13 protein-coding genes are annotated in these 20,190 nt (G+C 40.9%); 4 read left to right on the forward strand and 9 right to left on the reverse strand.

Features of this window, described 5'->3' with window-relative positions; translation table 11 throughout:
• Window positions 1–168 precede the first annotated feature (168 nt).
• Window positions 169–1,734 (forward strand): recombinase family protein, encoded by a 1,566-nt coding sequence (locus tag ABMY41_RS15965; protein WP_349275402.1) that lies wholly within the window; start codon window positions 169–171, stop codon window positions 1,732–1,734.
• A 577-nt stretch (window positions 1,735–2,311) separates the two neighbouring features.
• The gene (locus ABMY41_RS15970; protein ID WP_349275403.1) at window positions 2,312–3,145 is read left to right on the forward strand and encodes a hypothetical protein; all 834 of its coding nucleotides are present in this window, start codon (window positions 2,312–2,314) and stop codon (window positions 3,143–3,145) included.
• Window positions 3,146–3,198: 53 nt separating this feature from the next.
• Here ABMY41_RS15970 and ABMY41_RS15975 read toward each other — a convergent pair whose 3' ends face one another.
• Both ABMY41_RS15975 and ABMY41_RS15980 read right to left on the reverse strand, forming a co-directional pair.
• Window positions 3,199–3,840, reverse strand: a complete 642-nt coding sequence (locus tag ABMY41_RS15975; RefSeq protein WP_349275405.1) for an NADAR family protein — start codon at window positions 3,838–3,840, stop codon at window positions 3,199–3,201.
• A complete protein-coding gene (locus tag ABMY41_RS15980; RefSeq protein ID WP_349275407.1) occupies window positions 3,830–4,870 on the reverse strand; it encodes a hypothetical protein in 1,041 nt (346 codons plus the stop codon). Before ABMY41_RS15980 ends, ABMY41_RS15975 begins: the two co-directional genes overlap by 11 nt.
• A 623-nt stretch (window positions 4,871–5,493) precedes the next feature.
• Here ABMY41_RS15980 and ABMY41_RS15985 point away from each other — a divergent pair.
• Both ABMY41_RS15985 and ABMY41_RS15990 read left to right on the forward strand, forming a co-directional pair.
• Window positions 5,494–6,093, forward strand: a complete 600-nt coding sequence (locus ABMY41_RS15985; protein WP_235373970.1) for a recombinase family protein — start codon at window positions 5,494–5,496, stop codon at window positions 6,091–6,093.
• Window positions 6,094–6,191: 98 nt separating this feature from the next.
• A complete protein-coding gene (locus ABMY41_RS15990; RefSeq protein ID WP_349275408.1) occupies window positions 6,192–8,777 on the forward strand; it encodes an AAA family ATPase in 2,586 nt (861 codons plus the stop codon).
• A 116-nt stretch (window positions 8,778–8,893) separates the two neighbouring features.
• On the opposite strand, the gene ABMY41_RS15995 is transcribed toward ABMY41_RS15990, so the two are convergent.
• The 7 genes from ABMY41_RS15995 to ABMY41_RS16025 form a co-directional block, all read right to left on the reverse strand.
• A complete protein-coding gene (locus ABMY41_RS15995) occupies window positions 8,894–9,490 on the reverse strand; it encodes a DUF1524 domain-containing protein (protein ID WP_349275410.1) in 597 nt (198 codons plus the stop codon).
• A 74-nt stretch (window positions 9,491–9,564) separates the two neighbouring features.
• Window positions 9,565–10,962 carry a DUF3427 domain-containing protein gene (locus tag ABMY41_RS16000; RefSeq protein ID WP_349275412.1) on the reverse strand — a complete coding sequence of 466 codons (1,398 nt, stop codon included), beginning with the start codon at window positions 10,960–10,962 and terminating at the stop codon, window positions 9,565–9,567.
• A gap of 82 nt (window positions 10,963–11,044) precedes the next feature.
• Window positions 11,045–11,218, reverse strand: coding sequence for a hypothetical protein (locus tag ABMY41_RS16005; RefSeq protein ID WP_235373966.1), 174 nt, complete (start codon window positions 11,216–11,218; stop codon window positions 11,045–11,047).
• Window positions 11,219–11,235: 17 nt separating this feature from the next.
• Entirely contained in the window at window positions 11,236–11,850 is a 615-nt protein-coding gene (locus ABMY41_RS16010) for a trimeric intracellular cation channel family protein (protein ID WP_175083388.1), read from the reverse strand.
• Window positions 11,851–11,920: 70 nt separating this feature from the next.
• Window positions 11,921–12,292, reverse strand: a complete 372-nt coding sequence (locus tag ABMY41_RS16015; RefSeq protein WP_062564682.1) for a hypothetical protein — start codon at window positions 12,290–12,292, stop codon at window positions 11,921–11,923.
• Window positions 12,293–12,345: 53 nt separating this feature from the next.
• Window positions 12,346–15,849: a hypothetical protein gene (locus ABMY41_RS16020; protein ID WP_289098477.1), complete on the reverse strand. Its 3,504-nt coding sequence runs from the start codon at window positions 15,847–15,849 to the stop codon at window positions 12,346–12,348.
• 296 nt (window positions 15,850–16,145) lie between these two features.
• Window positions 16,146–20,132 (reverse strand): two-component regulator propeller domain-containing protein, encoded by a 3,987-nt coding sequence (locus tag ABMY41_RS16025; RefSeq protein ID WP_349275414.1) that lies wholly within the window; start codon window positions 20,130–20,132, stop codon window positions 16,146–16,148.
• Window positions 20,133–20,190 lie beyond the last annotated feature (58 nt).

The following is a 20,190-nucleotide window of genomic DNA, read 5'->3' on the forward strand; positions in this document are numbered from 1 at the left end:
TAAGAAGAAGAAATTTATAACATCAGTTACTGGAAAAAGCAGGAGTATTGAATTATTGATTGAAAAAGATCAGTTACCTGAATTTAAGTAAGGGCAACTGATCAAAATATATGTGAAAGAGTACTAGGTATATCAGGTTATACAGGGAAGCATATTGAAAAAGGAGGCATGCTCGGAAAATTTCTAGAGGGTTGCAATAATGGCATTATCCAAGAAGGGAGCGTACTCCTCGTTGAGTCAATTGACAGACTAGGAAGGTTAAGTGCTGAGTTGATGCTCGAAATAATCACAAGCCTAATCAAGAAGGTCACTATCATAACTCTTGAAGATGGGCAGTCATATGCACGAGAAGATATAAACGGATTCAAAGTATTCCAACTTATAATCAAGATTCAAGGGGCACACTCATACTCGTTGCAGCTGTCGGAGCGCCTTCTAAAAGGCAAGCAAGTTGCTCGTGAAAAAGTAAAGTCTGGGCTACTAAAGAAGTATGTGTCAAATTGCCCGAGCTGGTTAACCTGGAGTCAAGAAGATGAGTGTTTTTTGGCGATCCCCTCACGAGTTGAGGTTGTCAGACGTATTTTTGACATGTATGTCGAAGAGGGTTTAGGTACAACAGCTATAGCGTCAAAGCTGAACACAGAAAATGTAGATGGGTTTAACGGCAAAGGATGGCACGGAAGCTATATTGCTAAAATTTTGTTTACGAGAAAAGTGCTCGGCGCTATAGAATTTAATCAGCGCGATAGAACGGGTGATCATTGTGATGGCTACTACCCACAGGTAGTGGACACTGACACGTATATGAAAGCCCAGTCGATTAAGGAATCTAAAAGTAAAAATTTCAGAACCTCAGATGTGTCGCATCAACCCCCTCAAGACATCTTCGTTAATGTTGTCAGATGTGCCTGCGGCGGAGACGCAAAGCTCTACAATAAAGGTAACGACAATCGAGTATACATTTGTAAGAACCGAGTCAGAGGGCTTTGTAAAGAAAGTAGTCAATTTTCTAAGAAGCTGCTGCTGTTACACTTTTGTCAGTTTATAGAAAAAAAGCTATACCAATTCAGCATGCTGGAATTACAACAAAGTCAAGGGAAGAGCCAAGACCTAGAATTTTCAAAAAAAGACAAGCTAGTTGAGCTAGAGAAGAAAATATCGAGCATGGTAGAAAGGCTACTCCACTATTCTGATGAAATTTTCGAAGCACATGATGAGGATGAAAAAGCAGCACTCACAACAAAGCGAAATGAGGCTCGCTCAAAGTTAGACATGTTAAAGCTTCAACAGCAAGATCTTGAAGTAAAGGTACACATGGATGAAATAATAGAAGTAATATCAGTAAATGACTTAGAGCTTTACAGAAAAAATTGGGAAAGGTACTACAAGGGCCAATCTGTAAGACTTGATCCTTTGACGTTAAGTGCTCTTAGCCAGTTTCTTGAAAGCCAACAAATATGCATCTGCCTACACAAAGATAAAGTTGAAATGAAGTTTAGGGACGATGTAATTCTTACAGTCGAGTACCCCGCACGCACTCAAGGACTGACAATCAGTAGAACACATGATAGCCGCATCTTCATACTCGCAAAGAACTCCGAAGTAGTGGAGTATGGTAGAGCATTCAAAGTGCACCCAAAAGCTAAAAGAGCACATTCAAAGTTAGCCAACTCATTCCACCTAGATGGTGTCTACTATGACGTTGGCACGAAAATTTTTAAAAGCCCCTTATAACTTTTCGTAAGTGGACTGTACTCTGATACAACACAAAACGAAAAACACCACATAACGAACCAGGAGAGCATTTAGGAAAAAAGCAAGGGATTGCAACAAGATACCACAAAAAACCTCACAGAAAGCACCACAGAGAGCAACAGGTGGCGTCGCTGTGGTGTTGAGCAACTATCACAAAGAAACAATACTGCATGAGACATCTATTAGATGACTACTCATGGTAGACAGGGCACCACTATCTGAATACCTGGGAATTGACGAGCTCTAAGTATGTAGCTTTATTCCACTACTATTGTGACTTTTCAAATCGTTGTACAACGATTTTAAAAGAAAATCATTGTACAACGCTCTGAATTCAAAGGTTTTTTTTGCAAAAACCTCTTCCCAAGAAAATATTGCACAAGTAGAATGCTGTCGAAATTCAAGGTGACAGATTGTAGTTAAGTTTTCTAGCTTTTCCCCAAACTAACCTTAGATGGAACCTTCTGTAGCGCAGTTTTTTATAACTAGCCTAATTTCTAGTGAAGGACCAAGTTGTCGCTAGGTATATATTATTATCAATATAGGTTAAGTAAGCATGGTAGTAGGTAATAAAAAGGTACTCAAAGAGGATTGGGCTATGATTGATAACTTGCCAGTTCATATAAATGTTACAAAGGACTCTGGGTGTTATGAAAAGATGCTTGTGATGTTCAAGAAGCAGTTAGACATTATGTTGCAACACCACCGCAAAGTCCTCGTTGTGCCACTAACAGTAAACTTTCGCTCGAGTAAAGTCGCTAATGAGTGTCAAGACCCAGAAAGGATCAAGTGTGTTATAGGTGAAGGCAAAAACACTCTAATCTCACAACTAATGAGGGACATAAGATCTTTCATGTATAGTCAATACGGCAAACAACACCTGGTCGAGAGCAACAGAAAAGGTACAGGCAATAGAAACATAAAAATTCGACGCCTTGGCTTTTTTTGGAGCCGGGAATTTTCTAAAGAAGGAAGCTACCCACACTATCATTTGTGGCTCATGGTTGATGGGAGCCAGCTACAAAGTGGCTTTAAGTTAGCTCAGCGTTTAATGCCTCTCGCCAAAAAGTTCAACTTAGCTCTTTGCTACATGAGAAACTCTGCCAGAACTATAGACCGAAGTAACGTATCTAACTACTGGAGCTTACTTTATCACTTCTCATACTCGGCCAAAGAAGCTAGTAAGGACAGTACAAGAAAAAGTAAGAATGCCAATGAGTACAGCTCAAGCAAACTCAAACCTCCATCCAAACTTCGCTGGGAAAAGTTTACCCAGTCATGTATTGAGTCTCACATCCAACAAGGGAACATTTTCTCTATATATAGGCAAAAAGACTACCTAAGCTACCGTAACTATTCGGAATTTTTGAAAGAGGTTTCTCACTTATGATAAGTCTTCACGACTTATCAGGATACGTATCGTGTTTAATTCAAGTGAAGAAGTCAAAATAATTCAGCTTGAGGCTTTCCTCCCTTTCCCTCAACAGGGCGAACGGTCTCAACTGTGCGACCAAAGAGCATGAAGTCTTGGATCTTCATTGGGGGAACGCTCCTTAGCCTATCAGTGGTATCTAGCTTTAACTTCTCTCTTAGTTCCATAAGTAACCTTCCTAGAACATTTTGACCGACCAGCACACTCTCATTATTATCCATTGGGCGAGCTCCCCAAAAGTCATCCTTCCACGATAGCTCTACTATTGGGTAGTCCCGAGTACTGAGTAATAACTCTCCAAACTCATCATAATTTTGTGCAAGCTTTACATGTAAACACCAGCGCATAACCATATGTCTGACTTCATTCCAGTCCCCTCTTGAATCCTGCAAATGCTCCCAACTCCTCTTCTTAGCATTCATAGGGCTGAGTTGCTGAACGATAACCTGTTGGAGCTTTGGATTATGAGGGAAACGACAGGCCTGATACAAAGCTTCACTTGTTAAGATGTCAACTCCATTTACCAACAGAGGGTAGCCTGATGCCATATTTGACAACCCACCAAACGCTTCTTTAGTTTTATTAAAGACAACCGCGTCTTCGCTTGAATAGCTTCGTAAAGGTCTGCCTTCACCTTGAGCCTTAGAGAGCATTAAAAATTCTTCCTAACCTTAAATTTGAATAGCCTTCTCGTGCAAGAAGAGGGTACCAGCTCAAGGCGCCAGAACCTGTGCTAGAATCCCCCCACCACATCGCTAGAGGACAATTGTTTGGGCAATTCCTATATGTTACGAGCATACTACCAAATCCGACACCAAAGCCGCTATAACCAAGCGGACGTAAAGATGGTTTAGGGTTCTCTACTTTCGATAATATTTTAGCCCCAGCAATCAAAAATTCACTTTCTAATACTACTCGGCCCTCCTCTGATGAGAATGGCTCTACGGTTACATTAGCTGGTTGCCTAAGTTCTAGAGGGTATCTATGGGGTAAGTTTATATAACGCCGCACATCTTCATCATTGGGAACCATTGATGGCCAAAGCACTTGTGAGACGTGCTTATTAGCTTTCTTGTTCTCCAATGTAAAAATCCTCCAACACTTTATCACGATATTTTTACCTGATTCAGCTATAACTTTATCGAGCTCCCGGTTAGTTAAGAATACTCCTAAAGAATGGTTTGCCGCGACTATTACATGCACTTTTGCTTGTTGAGGTGCACTAGTTGTTATCCACTTCACTAGATCATTTTTTACCCTTCCCCCACTAAACATGATGTCGTCTAAGTAAATATAGTCACCTCCCACTTTCCCACAGTCACTCGTCGAGAACCCAAAAGTGCTCATTAGACAATTTGAAAAACACCTAATCATCTCTGTTTGACTGTGCCCATTTAACTGAATGTTCAAAAAATTAGCGCTTAACCAAAATGAACGGCTATCACTGCCAACCAATTCTGCATTAGTTACTAAGTTATTTAGGTACTGCCAAATATTCGCTTCCGTGATGAAGGTTTTCTTTAGCACATGGTCGAACTCACGAATAAAAGGTAGCTGATTCTCAGGTGTGAACTGCTCAAGCCAGCGACCTACATGTTCTGGTGTTGGCTTTTCTAGTGCACCATTACGATAGGTACTAATAGTATCTGCGACGGACTTCAAGAGGGTATAACGGTCATTCATTGGGTGTATCCTTACAAAATTGGTAACTGACATCCCTAATCAATTTATACTGCACCATTCACTGAATTCAATGAAATGGTGCTCAGATTTTTAGGGGGGTTGTCATTATCATAAATAGGCAACCATCGGGGCACTCAGCTGTTCCCTGATTCATAGCAAACAATTAGGCTCCAAATTCGCTATAATGCAGTCGATTTCACTAATCATACATATATGATGACATGCGTTGTGAGCAAAGCCGTTAGTGAACACACAGCTAAATCGCCTTTCCCCATAGTATATATAGTGTTTTTCAAACACAATCACTACAAAAGGCTTACTGTCGGTACGAAAAATTACGGCCTTGCAGCGCAGTGGATTTGAGCTTATTCATACTACCTTGCCAGTCGGAGCCGACTGCATATACCCGAAGCACTATATTCATCTCAATACGTTGAACCCCCTGCAAGGCACATAGTTATAGTTACCTCAGTCCTTAAATGGTTAAGTTTTAATCTAGCCCAAAAATAACCATTTATGAGCCATATCAATTGAGCCATCAGAGAGTTAGCTCAGAAGTACAGCTTGAACATTTGAGCTAGGCTCATTAGTATGGGGGCACTTATTGACCAGGGATTGAGTATATGAGCCATAGAACTTACTTTTACTGTCGCGTATCAACAGCAGAACAAACCACTAAGAACCAAGTGCTAGCTTTTAAAAACCATGGCTACGATGTTGATGAACGCTTTGTTATTCATGAGAATGTATCAGGTTATGTTTCTGCGATGGATAGGAAGGAGTTTCAAAACTTATTCGAGAATAAGCTAATGGATGGCGACACATTAGTCGTACTGAAACTAGACCGGTTAGGTCGGGATAACATCGATGTCCAAAACACGATAAATCGAATTCTAAGTAAAGGAATAAAGCTTCACTGTTTAGACCTCCCATCAAAGGATCTATCATCACCTGAGGGGCGGCTAATGTTACAACTACTAAGCTCATTCGCTGAATTTGAGCGCAACAGAATTCGTGAACGTACATTAGAGGGGCAAGCCAGAGCTCGTTCAGAAGGTAAAGTTATAGGGCGACCACCAAAGGTCACTCCAGAAAAAGTTGCTATGCTAAGGACGACAAACTCAATTTCAAAGGTAGGTAAGCTGCTGGGTGTATCAGCCTCAACAGTGAAACGACTACAGTCTAAGTACAAGCAAAACTTAGAAGAAGGGTTATCGGCTTAACTCCTAAAAATTAAGCCCTATATCACTCAACACACGAACTTGCTCTGAAAACTCTCCATAGCCTTTCAAGTGCATAATTCAATTTAAAGGACTAATTCATGACAGCAATTGAACAAATATCTCTATGGTCAGAAGACAAGCCTATGTGGTGGAAACACTCAATTAGGTTAGCCCTAAGGCATGGTCAGTTAGAACAGCAACATTTAAATGAGATTTATCATGTGGCATGTGTTGAACATAACCTAGAGCCCCCATCTCCTTTATCTATAGAAGCCATGGCCCCTATTAATTTCAGTGGCTATATGCATGAAACAGAAGCGATTAACCTTGATGAAATTTCAAGTGTCAAAGGAGTTGGTCTACTAGCGGAGGGTCAAAAGCTTAGATTCTCAGACTCAGGACTAAACATTATCTATGGTGACAATGGAGCAGGTAAATCGAGCTATGCAAACATCTTAAAAAACGCGTGCTTGACCCGGGGTGATACGCCACAGATTATTGGTAACATTTTTGAGGCACACAACCCCTCTCCAGAAGCTAATATCACTGTAGGTATTAATGGACATAAGCAAAGCTTTCAATGGAAGCCTGACTTTCCAGCTAACTCCTACCTAAAATCAGTACGTGTCTTTGACAGTTCCTCAGCACATCACTACGTAAACAAAGAAGATGAGCTGGGGTTCAAGCCTGTTGGCCTGAGTTTACTCACAGAGTTGTCCAAAGCCATTAGTCAGGTTAAAGCTATAGTTAATGAAGATACGATGGGTGGCAATGGTCTAATCCCCCTGCCACCTTTAAATTCCGATAGTCCCGCAGCTTTATTCATAAGGAATCTGTCAGCTCAAAATGACGCATGTGACTTAGAGCAACATTGCGCATTAGCACATGAAGATGAAAGGATTGAGCTACTCCACAAAGATATCCAGATAGATAAAACGCAAACTACCGCAACCAAAAAGGCAGCTCTTAATCAACAGATAGAGCTACTGAACTCTCTTTTTAGGCACTCATCAAATGTACTAAACTATCTAGGGGACAAAGCCTTAGCAACTCTTAGACAATTGCGTTTAGATTACGCTGAAAAACAGCAGCATGCAGATCAACTAAAAATGGCTATCTTAAATGACATCCCATTCGAGACAATAGCTGGCATAAGTTGGCAGAAAATATGGAATGCTGCAAAAAGCTTTTTAGAGCAAGAGCCAGCCGCTCGTAGTTTCCCCTTAAAGCATGGTGATACATGTCCTTTGTGTTTACAGGGAGTTACGCTATCAAGTGAGCAAAAGATGAAATCTCTCAGTGAGTTTTTGGCTGACAATGCAGCAACCGAAGCCACTAAAGCATACACACAGATGAATAGTGCAATATCAGAGATTTCAAAGCAGCCCCTTTCCTTATCAAATCACAAAGCTGCACTTATGGAGCTGAACAAAATACGACCCAATTCGGCGAAGAGAGTTGAAGAGCTTTTTAACCAATTAACTCTGAGGCAGCAATTGTGCACAAGTTCATCAAATGACCCCCTACCTACTGAAACAATAGACATATCAGTACAAGAAGAGCTTAAAGGCTTGATCGATTCATTGACTGCTGAACGTGACGCAATAAAGACCGATGAAGACCTGCAAAGTCTAATTCGAGCCAAAGAGCTCGAATTGCGAAACCTCGAAGATAGGAAGTTCATCTCTAACAACAGAAAGTTCATTTTAAGTAATCTTAAAAGGCTAAAGGTTATTGAAAAAATGAATGCCTTAGGTCAGCAGTGCAATACTAAGCCTGTCTCAACATTAGCAGCTAAGATCAGTAAAGAGGGTCTCATTACTCCACTAGTGAAAGCATTCGATGAGGAGTTGAAGTTATTCGGGTTTATTCGATTCACTGTTAAAGCTAGTACAAGAACCAAAGGTGCAAACCAGCAAATGAAACTTGTCATTAAGGATGGAAATGAACCCTTGGTATCAAAAATTGCAAGTGAAGGAGAACAGCGCTGTATAGCTATTGCAGCTTTTCTCGCTGAGATGAAAGCAGACCATAGAAATTCAGCAGTGATCTTTGATGACCCTGTAAACTCACTTAGTCACCAATGGAGAAGTCGTGTCGCAGAACGGCTAGTGTCGGAATCACTAGAGAGGCAAGTCATAGTTTTCACTCATGACATTGTATTTTATAAACTTTTACTTGAAGCCGCAGAGTCTAGGGGAGCAACGCATGAAAGCTGCGCTCTCGAACGCTCAAGAAGAGACAAAGCAGGTTTGGTAAGAGAGTCTGCTCCATGGGAGGCACTCACCACAAGCAAGCGCATAAAAGCTCTCAATGTTGAATTAAGGAATATTAAAAAGGTTGATGAGAATGGAACAGAAGCAGAGTTTAGAAGTGCTACAAGGGAGTTTTACGGGCGCCTTAGAGAAAGTTGGGAACGGCTTGTTGAAGAAAAGCTTTTAAACAAAGTTGTTAGCCGATTCGAGAGAGGAGTTCAAACTGTCCGGTTAAAGCAACTCACCGATATCACAAATGAAGATATTTTGACTGTAAATAGAGCAATGACAAAGTGCAGCATATTCTTTACTGGCCATGATAGTGCCCCCCCTGTTGGAGACCCATACCCTATAATCGAAGAGATTGAAGCTGACTTACAACAACTCAATCAGTACATGCAGGAGCTACAAAATAGAAAGAGGACATAAATGGCATAGCGTGGATGAAAAACAGTGTAGGGAGCTGTTGTACTAGCTCTCAACACCAAATCCAAGGCTGGAGTTTCTTTACCAGATAGATACCTTAGGAAGCAAATTATAAGGTGCTACTTATAGCTTTCCGAATAAAAAATCATGTCCATATCCTTGCACCTAGATAGTATTGACTCCAACTCTTTTGCCTCATCAATGTCTACGCTTAGTTTATATTTTCGTTTGACCGATACTACCCTATGAGCAAACCAACACTTATTCTTCTTGGGTAGCCACTCACCAGCATCTAAGCCACACTTACCTTCTCTTGTACAACGATTTATTGACGGTGACGCTAATGTTAAGTTTTGAAGGTCTGTAGCAAACTCTCTCTTTTTTCTCTGGCTTGCTTTACACATACCACTATCATGCCCTTCTGAGATCGCAACGATATGCTCTATGTCTGTATGCTCTCGTTTATCATAAACAGTTCCTGTGTATGGGCCGTATATAATACCTCCCATAGCAGCAATCACCTCCATCTCGATATTTTGAGGGTAGTAGTAGTCTGCTCTATTGTATGTTGAGCATCGGTTTTCTGGCTCAACGACGATTCCTCGCCACTCTTCTTTATCTGAGCAAGAGCTCAGTAGTAGTAATGAAGAAAGTTGTATGAAATTACGTAAGGAGAACACATCGACGTCACCAAGAGGTAAGTTTTTAAAGTTCATGAGTCACCTGAACAACTTGACGCTATCTCAAACATAGAGCTGCACTCTACTTGTGTAGTTGCATGAACTAAAGTTCACTTTCGGTACGCCTTATACCCATAAGGAACTATTTCAAAATGCGACTCCACATCACCTTGCAAGCTATAAAATAAAGCCTTTTGAGAACTTGCACAAACTGAATACACACGATAGATCCAGTATTGTTCACCTTTCTCTCTGGACACCTCGACTTCATTCCTAGAAATGTAGAATGGGGTACTCATTGACTGGGTAGTTGTTTTGACTTCTATGTAAATTTCTTTTCCGTATTCATCAAAAGACAGGATGTCATAGCCGGCAGTATCATCGTCTACTGCTACGTGCTTTACTCTATTAGCTTGCTCACCTAGCCCTAAACTTTTTAGCCTTTTAACCTCATACTCGAGGACAAGCTTTTCACCAATTAAGCCAAGGTCTCTATTACGCTCATCAATATCGGCCCAGTCAACTTTCCTAGGGGCTTTCTTTAAGCTAACTTTCTTTGGCTTAGAAGCACGCTTAGGAGCCGCTGTTTGCTCTAGTTCTGTGCAATTGATATCAATGTGCTTTAAGTCACTATCCTCACCTGGAAGCCACTCGTATAGATTCAAGAGCTCACCTGATGCGTCATCCCTGTAATTGGAAAGTTCAAACACCACTTCGATTGGACGTGTTGGAGTAGGATTGCATTTGTGTTGAATATATTTAAGTTGTCCAACATATACAAAGGGTTGAGACTTACCACCTACCTTCTCATGAATACGAGCAAAAAGAACTACTGGCTCACCTTCCAAAATCATCTTCATGTGAGGTGTCGATACTGTGTTTCTGTTTTGAGACTCCCATTGAAACATCAGGCCCCCTAACAGAAACTGATCATTATACTTATGGGCAAGTGCCTTATTTGCCTTTTCAAGAGTGACAAACAAAACAACACAATTCATAAATCTCGTTGGCCCAGGAATATCTCGAGCTTGATTAGGTACTCGTACACCTGCTCTTCTGAAAGCCTCGAGCTTCGTGTAGGTACTTCCCTCCTCAAACCCATCGAACTGAAAAGTTTCTTCGCACCGCTTCACGCTTTCTTTTGGGAGAATTGTAAACTTTAACTTATTGAGTATGCTGAAACAGCTACTACTTGCACCACCTATGAAGTGCTCAGGCAAAATCTGCACACCATAGTACTTAGACAAAGCAATACCAAGCAGTGCTTTAGGGGGGTATCTTTGATCACCAACCACTACATCGTAATCAATAGAGCTCTTAAACGGGTAAGCATCTCCTTCGCTATCGTATTCTTCCGCTGCATCAACAATATCATCAGCACTCAGTGGGGCTGAAATTTCTGAAAGGTTTCGAATTCGCTTACTTTCATCTGATATATAGATCACTTTTCCGCGTTGTGTTAGCAGCTCACCCATGAATGCTCCATTTCCTAATAACTTTTCAAACATGCTATTCCAAAAGTTATTTGGAAGCTAACTTTAATTCATGGAACTTACACCTACTATAGGTACTTGAACGTTCATGATAGAACTAAATGCATAAATCGTTGTACAACGATTTACTAAAGGCATAAGAAAACACATCTTGAAAAGCTGGCAAGCCATTTCCTAAGTGTACTTCAACAATCACTTCAGGAGCTTGCACACCCACTTGTGCGCGTGAAAATATTCTAGCTAAAGACACGATCCATGATGTCCCTATCATTCATCCTTAAATTAAGTTTAGTCGGGATATTTAAAAACGTGTAATGTCAGTTTCCATTTCATTGCAGCTAAACGCAGTGATAAGGTCATTAGCATGGCTAATATCATAGCTACTTCGGTCACTAAACCCAGCGAAATACTTAATGTATAAACAATGCCACCAGCGATACAAGCAATTGCATAAAGCTCGCCCTTTAATAGCATCGGCATATTTCCAGCGAGCACATCACGGATAACGCCACCAAAGCAGCCTGTGATCACCCCCATAATAATTGCGGTGGTATCAGGCATCCCTGCGAGCATGGCTTTTTGTGCCCCCATCACAGCAAAAAATGCTAAACCAAAAGCATCTGCCACTTGTAGTGCATTGAGTGAAATCGATCGCTGTTTATTGATTAAACGGGTGGTAACAAATACAGAAAGTAATATAGCCCAGAAATAGCTTTGATCATGTAGCCAAAATACAGGAACATCTAAAATAACGTCGCGCACAGTCCCACCGCCAATAGCAGTGACTGTGGCTAACACAACAACCCCAAAGCCATCCATTTTTTTGTTGTACGCCAGTAGCGTTCCAGAAACTGCAAACACGGCTACGCCGAATAAATCAAACCAATGGTAAAGTTCAGTCATGTTTGTAACTAAAAAGTAATGTTAGTGCCGTTGTAACATAAACTTTTCAATCTTTTAAGCGAAGTTTCGATTACTCGCCTTTTTCGACCAGCTCAATAAATTTTAAACTCTGCATCATAACGCTGTCTGCAAGTGTGGAGTCTGAAAAGTAAGATTCCTTCTCAGTGGCTTTACTTGGCGCAGCTAATAAGATGTTGTAATCATCTTCTAACTCAACCCATAAGCTTCGTTCTTGAGCATTTAATTGCGCATGTTTCTTACGAACATTGTCGGCTTCATAAAATGCCTCTTGTGCTTTTAAGAATGCATCTTGTGATTCTTCGCTCATATCTTCACTTGAAAACAAGCTATTACTTAAATCACTAATGTCTTCTTGCATTGCATCCATCGTTTGGCACCCACTAAGGGTAAGAAGTAATACTGAGAAATATAACGCTTTCATAAACTAACTCCTCAAAAAAGCCCAGTAGCATTGCTGCTACTGGGCTCAGAAAATTACTGCTTAATTAAACTGCCCGATACAAAAGTGTGTAACTCGGGATCATCATTATCATCGTAGGTTTCAGGTACTTCGAAACCTAGCGTTGCTACACTAAAACCACCTTCAATGGTTATTACGGGTGTCATAGTCACACCATAGCCATAATTTTGCGTAGCTGTTGGTTCGCTATACATCATCAACGACCCAAGATCTAATGCCCACTCTGCTGAGCGTACTTCACCATCTAACTCAAATGTTGCAGTACCATCATTACTTATAACGACATTAGAGGTTTCTAAACCACTGCCATCATCAGCCATAAAGGTAAATACATGTGAGCCAATAAGATCTGCTTCAGTGAAAGCTGCTTGATCAATAACTCGTGTAACGCGTTCGAAGAGGCCAAAATCATCGCCGTCTTTGAACTGTATAAAGTTACCTTGTGGCTTCACAACAAAGTAAGGGTCAGCAAATTCAATTGGGTCACCATAGGTTTTTACATAGAAATCAACCACTACCTTTTGAGTTTCTGCATCATAGGTGTAGTAACCACCTGATATACCTAACTCATCAAACTCAGTATCATGAGCAAGCTCTAAGAAAGTGCCATCCTCTTTAAATACAGCAATGAAGAAATCTCCATCGTAAGAGCCATATGTATAACCCCCTATTAGCGGGTTTGATTCACTGTAGATTCTACTTAGCGTAATAATACCCTCACCTTCGATATCGAATGTCAGCGTATCTCCATCAACACTGGCAACAATACTGCCAGCATCATCTATACCGAAACTACCATTGGTATCTTCCGTAATAGTGACATCAAAAGCGCCTGTTGTTTCATCCCAAGTAAAGTCACCAATTTCAAAACCAGGGAATGCGGTATCATCATCAGGGTCGTCCATTCCTTGAATTTGTAACCATTTTCCATCACGAATAATTACCGCGACATCAGGCTCATCAGCAAGCTGCCAAGCCCCATCTAATGGATGATCCGTTGCTGGACGCTCTACAACAACTTGCTCTTCAGCCATTGCCTTATCAAAGTACCACGCTTGTTTAGCATCTTCAGTACAACTACCTGCTTGCTCATACACGCAAATAGTTAAGAAGTTTCGATCAAAGTCACTCACTTCAGCCTTCATGCTATCAAATAGTAATTTCCCTGACGCTAAACTGTAGTCGTATTGATTGACCACTCCAAGGTAAGTGAAGGTGATTTGATGGCTATACTCAGCCGTCATCTCATCATAAATAGTCGCTATTTTAATGGTTTCTACACCTAGCTCTCTTGGTGAATAAAGTTCAATGTAGTTAGTTGTAATTGGGTAGCCATTATTATCAAAACTTGCGTTTTCTTCTAACCAATAGGGTGCGAATTTGGTTACCCCATACTCATCTGACACAGAGAAGTTACGTAGATGAGATGAATAATCTTCGACACGCTCCGAACCATCATAGTTAAAAAAGCGATATTTACGATAGGTAAAGTTTTGACCATTGTTAGTGGCTAATAATCGCTGTGAGAACTCACTGTATACTTGGCAAACTTCCCCTTCAGGACAAATTGGCTGAACACCATTGCTCGTAAAATAGTTATATCTTAAGAACACTCCCTCACTGTTTACTTGCCAAGAACGGAAGTTTTGATTCAAGTTAAAGTTCATTAAACCATCATCATACACATCATAGTGGAGGTCTGTTTGAGGTGAGTTATAGCCTTGGTAAACAGTCCATTTACCCAATAGGTCTGGCTTAGTAAATGAAAGCTGATTATCTCTCACCATTAAACCAGTTACCGTACGTGAGCTATCGTCCGCTTTAGCTTCGAGTGATGCCGCAAATTGATAGCCCACTTGTACATTTTTAACGAGCCAAATAGCGATGTCATAACTAATAGTTTCTGCACTATTGCTTATAAGCAGTCGATTCCCATCAACTTGCCAAGTCACACTAACAGGCGCGTTATCGTTATCAATGAGCGTTCCTGTTCCACCAGAAAGCAACTCAACACTTACTGCACTACTATATCCACCAAACTCGCTTAGGTTATCAATAACCCAATTACCAATAAGTTCATCAGCTGTCACAGCAAGTGTTTGCTGTTGTTCAATAAGGGTGGCGTTATAGTTCGATTCTGTAGTTCTATATACAACATCTGAACTGGTTATGCGTGTTTCGCTTTTACGGAAAAACTCAACCGTTCTGTTTGCATCGTTTTCAAGAAGAATAGTTAGGTCTAACTCAACTAAGTACTCACAAACATCTAGCTGTTCATCGTTTCCATCAGTAACCACAAAGCAACTCATTAATGCTGGCTCAGCCAAAGTAATTGTGATGTCTTGCTCTTGTTGCGACCAACTAAAGTCAGTATCAACATCCAGTAAACTGACATACCCGGTACCATCATTATTAAACTCAAACTGCCCAACTGAAGTTCGATAATATTGTGGCTGCATTAATAAATAGTTGCCGGTCAGATTATTGATTGTTTGATCAACGAGTTCATCATCATCTTTAATCTCTTCTTTTGTAGAGTCGATTAATCCTGGATCTTGGCTTTCAACTGTATTTATAAAATCATCAATTTGTTCAGCGCTAGATATTAAATCAAGGGTCGAATCGACACCCTCTGGTAGTTCATAGTCATCATTATCTACAATGATCTTAATTAACGCTGCAAGTAGCAGTTTTTCGTCAGCATCAACAGCGAGTAAAGCTTCATCTAATGCTTGTTCAGAATCGATGTTTGTACCGTCGCGGCTTAAAAGTGCAAACTCTGCAGTACTGACATTAGTAATGTTTACGCCAAAGTTTTCATCTTTGCTTAATGTGCCATCGGCTCCTGCTTGTGAAACAAGCGTTGCGATAGACTTCAGTTGGGATACAAATTCAACGCCCGGATCAATGGAGTTATTACCCAACGCCACCAGCTTAACCAGTTCATCAGCATCTGAGTCATCAACCTCAATGTTTACGCTATAGCGGCCTTGTGCATCAGCGGTAATCTCAAATTGTTCATCACCAATCTGCACCACAATACTTGAGTTGATAATCGGCTCATCGGTTACAATACCGGTGATCGTTACGCTGAGTACTTTACGTTTAAGCTCAATAGTTACTGTTGCTGTGGCGGTTGCACCATCATCATCGGTGACTGTCAGTGAAACAACGACATCTGCATCATCTTCGATCTCAGGCGCGGTGATCGTAAGTGTACTTGTATCGCTGCCGGTAAGCGTTAGATCTGGACCTGATGTTTGCTGCCATGCGTAACTTGCAATTGTGCCATCACTGTCTGTTGCCGTCGCTTGTAGGACTAAATCGCCACCTTCTGTTACGCTGCTATCACTACTAATAGATACCGTGGGATTTTTGTTTGTAACGACAGGAGGGGTATCATCATCGTCATCACCACCTCCACCGCCTCCACCACAAGCGGTTAAAGCGACCAAACTTGTCGCTAGTAATAATTGCTTTAGATACTTTATGGAATGAAAATTAGGGGGGCTCATCATGCTAATCCTTACATTGTGTGTTGTATTCCCTTAAAAAGAGGCAACTGCATGCACAGTTGCCATAACTCAAGGGAAGCAAAACCTATTTTGAACATGAATAAAGGCGGGATCTCAGTGTCGTCCTTAACCATAATCTGAATTCAGTCATGTTTGCCCGTCAAATATGAACACCCGAGATCCCATCAAAGCGGTTCATTTTACGTTAAGGTTCAAGGGTAGATTAGTTATAAGAAATAAGTATGCTGAATGCCGACAAAAATGTACTCAAATGCGACATTTCCTATATAAACAGCATGTTATATGTAATGACATTGGTACTCTTTCGCTGTCATGCCATATTTTGCTTTAAAAAATTTAGAAAAATACGAGCGTGACGAAAAGCCCACATCATCTATTACTAAGCTTATTTGTCGCCCTTGTCTTAGTAATTCAGCTGCTTTACTCAGTCGATAATTACGCAAATATTCACTAGGAGTAATGTTTAATAGAACTTTTAACTTACGTTGTAATTGACGCTCACTAAGCGCTAATTCTTTCGCACAATTCACCATAGAGAAACCTTGTTGCTGGTAATGCTCAGCAACATACAACTCAAGCTTTTCAAGCAGCTGTTTGTCACGAGGATCAACCACAACCGGTTGCTTTGTCTCAATATGATCAGGTGCATCCATAGTTTGCTGTTGAGAATATAAATTGACCCAATGTATCCAATTCTCAACCTTTAAAAAGAGCTCTTCTCTATCAAATGGTTTAGTGATCACATCTAGCGCATGCTGTTGCAAACTACTTACTCGGGTTTCATAGTCTCCCTTGGCGGTCAAAATAATCACCGGAATATGACAAGTAACGGGCGAATTATGTAATGAATCTAAAACAGTAAAGCCATCGACTTTTGGCATCATTAAATCAGTAATAATTAAATCTGGTACTTGGCTCAGCGCTATTTGCAAACCGATCTGACCATCTTCAGCTAATAATACTTGATAGCGGTGCTGTAACTCTGTTTTTAGGTAATGACGTAGCTCGTCATTATCTTCAATAATTAATACACTCGCTTTGTCATGACTCACTTTTGATTTTAGGCTTGTACTATCAACAGGAACTTGCTCTGCAAATTGTGCTGTTTTAAATGCGAGTTTAAAGTTGGTTCCTTCTCCTAAACGACTTGCCAACACAATATTGCCTTTGTATTTATCGACCAGACGTTTAACGATAGCTAAACCTACGCCACTGCCTTCAACATTTGCATGACTACTTACTCTGTAGAAAGTATCAAACACCTTGTCTTTTTCAGCGTCTGCGATGCCTTTACCTGTGTCTGTTACTTCTATGTAGGCAAGCTCACCTGATGCGCTTACGATTAAGCTGACTTGGCCTTGCTGAGTATATTTAAAAGCATTGCTTAATAGATTAGTAAGAATCGTGATCACCCCTTCTCGGGTGCTTTCAATAAAGACAGCCTCTTCAATATCAACCTGAAAGTCGATAGGCTTTTCACCTAACACAGCAAACTGCCCCGCGACCTCTCTGGCTATTGCCGATAATGATACAACTTTAATAATCTCTTCATGGCGCTCATCATAGCGTGTCAAGGTTAGTAGCTTATCGACCAAGTTTTCTAAACGCCTACTATTACGCAATACCAAATTCAGTTGCTCATGCTTTTCAGTATTTCGCTCATCTGCTATGAGCTTTTGCAACGGCGCAATTAACAAACTCAAAGGAGTACGTAATTCATGGGATGCATGTGTGAAAAAACGCACTTTATTTTCGAGTGAGTCACTCAGAGCATCAGCTTGCTGTTCGATTAGCATTTTTTGCTCTGCGATTTCGTCAGTGCGTTCGCTAACAATTTGCTCTAGATAATATTTTTGTTTGCGTATACGGCGAGTCCAAAGCACTGTGAATAACCACACCATCGCCAAAATCAGCATGGCTGCTAGCAAATAAAACTCACTTGTTTGCCACCAAGGCGCAAGAACCGTTATGTTTAATAGTAATGGGGTGAGCGCATTCGCCCCACTTTCACTACTAGCATTAACTTTCAACTGATATTTACCAGCAGGAAGATTAGTGTAGTCAACAGATAAAAACGACCCTGTAGCTTTTCGCCATTGCTGTTCAAAGCCTGCTAACTGATAGGAGTACTGGTTAGTCTGTGGCTCAGAGTAGTGTAGGTAACTAACCTGAAAATGAACCCGTTTAATTCCCGCAGGAATAGTCACTGAACGGCTTTTTTCTATTTGGTATAAACTGCCTAAACGGCTGACTCCCTGATTTACCACATCCTCATCATCAAACTGCAAACTAGTGAGTGCTAATTGCCCGCCAATAGTATTAACTTCAAGATCAGCAGGATTAATGACACTAACCCCTTGAGTGCCACCAAACATCAAGCGGCCATCACGGGTTTTTAAATAAGCACCGGCATTAAATTCATTACCTTGTAAGCCATGTCGAGCTTTATAATTTTTTATGCTCATGGTTACAGGGTCTATTTTAGCGAGGCCATTGTTGGTACTTAGCCAGACCCTATCTTCATTGTCTTTTAGCAACGCATAAACGACTTGATTAGGAAGGCCTTGAGCGACATTAAGCTGATGAACTTGCTGGTTGCTCATATCAATAATATTTAAGCCGTTCGATGTTGCGAGCCACATTTGCTGATCAATTTTTAAAAACGCTCGCACTGTATTATCAGATAAAGCCAAGTCGCCTTTTCGATAATTAGTGAGGGTATCGGTTGCTGCGTTGTAGTGATAAGCCCCATCACCATCAGTGCCTATCCACAGTTCTGCTTGCGAGGTTTTGTGTAAACTCGTCACCCGCGCCGTTGGAATTACAAGTTGTGTATTCGCTACAGGCTGTGCAAAACTAATAAATTTGCCGCGCTGCCTATCAAAGCAAAACAACCCCCCTCCATTAGTGCCGACCCAAACATTATTTTTCTCATCGACTAAAAGGGCATATATACTGTTTTCAGTTAAGCCATGCTCGCCTTCATCTGCTCGAAAGTGACTGATGCTGCCATCGGTATGCAAAACATCAATCCCTTGCTGCCAGCTACCAATCCATATATCGCCATTACGATCTTCGGCGATGGCTTTAATTGCATTGCTACTGATTGAATACGGTGAACTTTCCGTGGTTATGCGTTCTAAACGATTTAATTGCTGATCAAGAATATCGATACCGCCACCCCAGCTGCCATACCAAATACGTTGCTTTGAGTCTTCAAATAACGCCCACGCATCATTACTTGAAAGTGGCGTTGGCTTTTTTAACTTACTAAATTGCAATGATGCTGGGTCGAGCTTACTGATCCCATGTGCAGTACCAAACCACATAATGTCGCTACTGTCTCGGTAGATACTATATACCCGGTCATGAGCAAGACTATATTTATCAAACGGGTCATGCGCTAAAACGGTGAAGCTTGCATCAATAGGGTCGTAAACATTAATTCCGCCGCCTCGCGTTGCTAGCCAAACTCGGCCTTGGCTATCAAACTCAATATCACGAATTTCATTACTACTAAGCCCAGAATTATCATCATTAGAAGTCAACCACTGCGTCATTGTTTGGGTGCTTAACGCAATTTTATATAAGCCGCCGCCCTGGCTTGCCAACCAAATACTGCCATCAGCAGACTGTTTGATAGCAAAGATACTAGCATGAATATCTACAGGCTCAGCAAAGCCAGAAAAAACCGAATTGATTTGTTGATTATTAATAAGATCATAATGAAGTAACCCAGCTCCATGCGTTCCTATCCAAAGGATGTCAGCGATTTTTGATAGCGCATAAATAGGTTTTTTTAACCCTGTTATTAACGTTTCAAGCTGCTCTGCTCGCTTATCGTAACGAAACAGGCTGCCGTCGTAAGTGCCAATATAAACTTGCTGCTGCGCTACTAATAAGCTGGTTATTCGGCGCTCTTTTAAAAGCGGCTCAGAAAATTGATAATTATGTAATGCGAGTTGGTTTACACCACTATTTCGAGTGCCTATAAACAGCGTTGACTCGTTGTCTATTGCCAATGGGTAAATATAGTTATTCGCTAGACTATTCGTCTCATCAGAGGCAGTGAATACAGTAAACTCATTACCATCAAAACGGTTTAAACCTGCCTGTGTTGAAATCCAGATAAAACCTTGCTGGTCTTGTACAATATCAAACACAACACTTTGCGATAGACCATCATCAATATCGTAGTTTTGAAATGCACACAAAGCTGAAGGTAAGAACAGAAGTGCTAACAGCGCTATTAAAAAACGGATCATCCCTAAATCTACACATTTATTATTAGTTATTAATCAAGCGTAGTTCAGTTCAGCTAAC

It is taken from the genome of Pseudoalteromonas sp. BZA4, from assembly GCF_040104395.1.
Lineage (GTDB): Bacteria > Pseudomonadota > Gammaproteobacteria > Enterobacterales > Alteromonadaceae > Pseudoalteromonas.

Excerpts from the sequence above, each read along its gene's own strand:
- ABMY41_RS15965 (WP_349275402.1), top strand. The coding sequence starts at position 169 with ATGCTCGGAAAATTTCTAGAGGGTTGCAATAATGGCATTATCCAAGAA.
- ABMY41_RS15970 (WP_349275403.1), top strand. The coding sequence starts at position 2,312 with ATGGTAGTAGGTAATAAAAAGGTACTCAAAGAGGATTGGGCTATGATT.
- ABMY41_RS15975 (WP_349275405.1), bottom strand. The coding sequence starts at position 3,840 with ATGCTCTCTAAGGCTCAAGGTGAAGGCAGACCTTTACGAAGCTATTCA.
- ABMY41_RS15980 (WP_349275407.1), bottom strand. The coding sequence starts at position 4,870 with ATGAATGACCGTTATACCCTCTTGAAGTCCGTCGCAGATACTATTAGT.
- ABMY41_RS15985 (WP_235373970.1), top strand. The coding sequence starts at position 5,494 with ATGAGCCATAGAACTTACTTTTACTGTCGCGTATCAACAGCAGAACAA.
- ABMY41_RS15990 (WP_349275408.1), top strand. The coding sequence starts at position 6,192 with ATGACAGCAATTGAACAAATATCTCTATGGTCAGAAGACAAGCCTATG.
- ABMY41_RS15995 (WP_349275410.1), bottom strand. The coding sequence starts at position 9,490 with ATGAACTTTAAAAACTTACCTCTTGGTGACGTCGATGTGTTCTCCTTA.
- ABMY41_RS16000 (WP_349275412.1), bottom strand. The coding sequence starts at position 10,962 with ATGTTTGAAAAGTTATTAGGAAATGGAGCATTCATGGGTGAGCTGCTA.
- ABMY41_RS16005 (WP_235373966.1), bottom strand. The coding sequence starts at position 11,218 with ATGATAGGGACATCATGGATCGTGTCTTTAGCTAGAATATTTTCACGC.
- ABMY41_RS16010 (WP_175083388.1), bottom strand. The coding sequence starts at position 11,850 with ATGACTGAACTTTACCATTGGTTTGATTTATTCGGCGTAGCCGTGTTT.
- ABMY41_RS16015 (WP_062564682.1), bottom strand. The coding sequence starts at position 12,292 with ATGAAAGCGTTATATTTCTCAGTATTACTTCTTACCCTTAGTGGGTGC.
- ABMY41_RS16020 (WP_289098477.1), bottom strand. The coding sequence starts at position 15,849 with ATGATGAGCCCCCCTAATTTTCATTCCATAAAGTATCTAAAGCAATTA.
- ABMY41_RS16025 (WP_349275414.1), bottom strand. The coding sequence starts at position 20,132 with ATGATCCGTTTTTTAATAGCGCTGTTAGCACTTCTGTTCTTACCTTCA.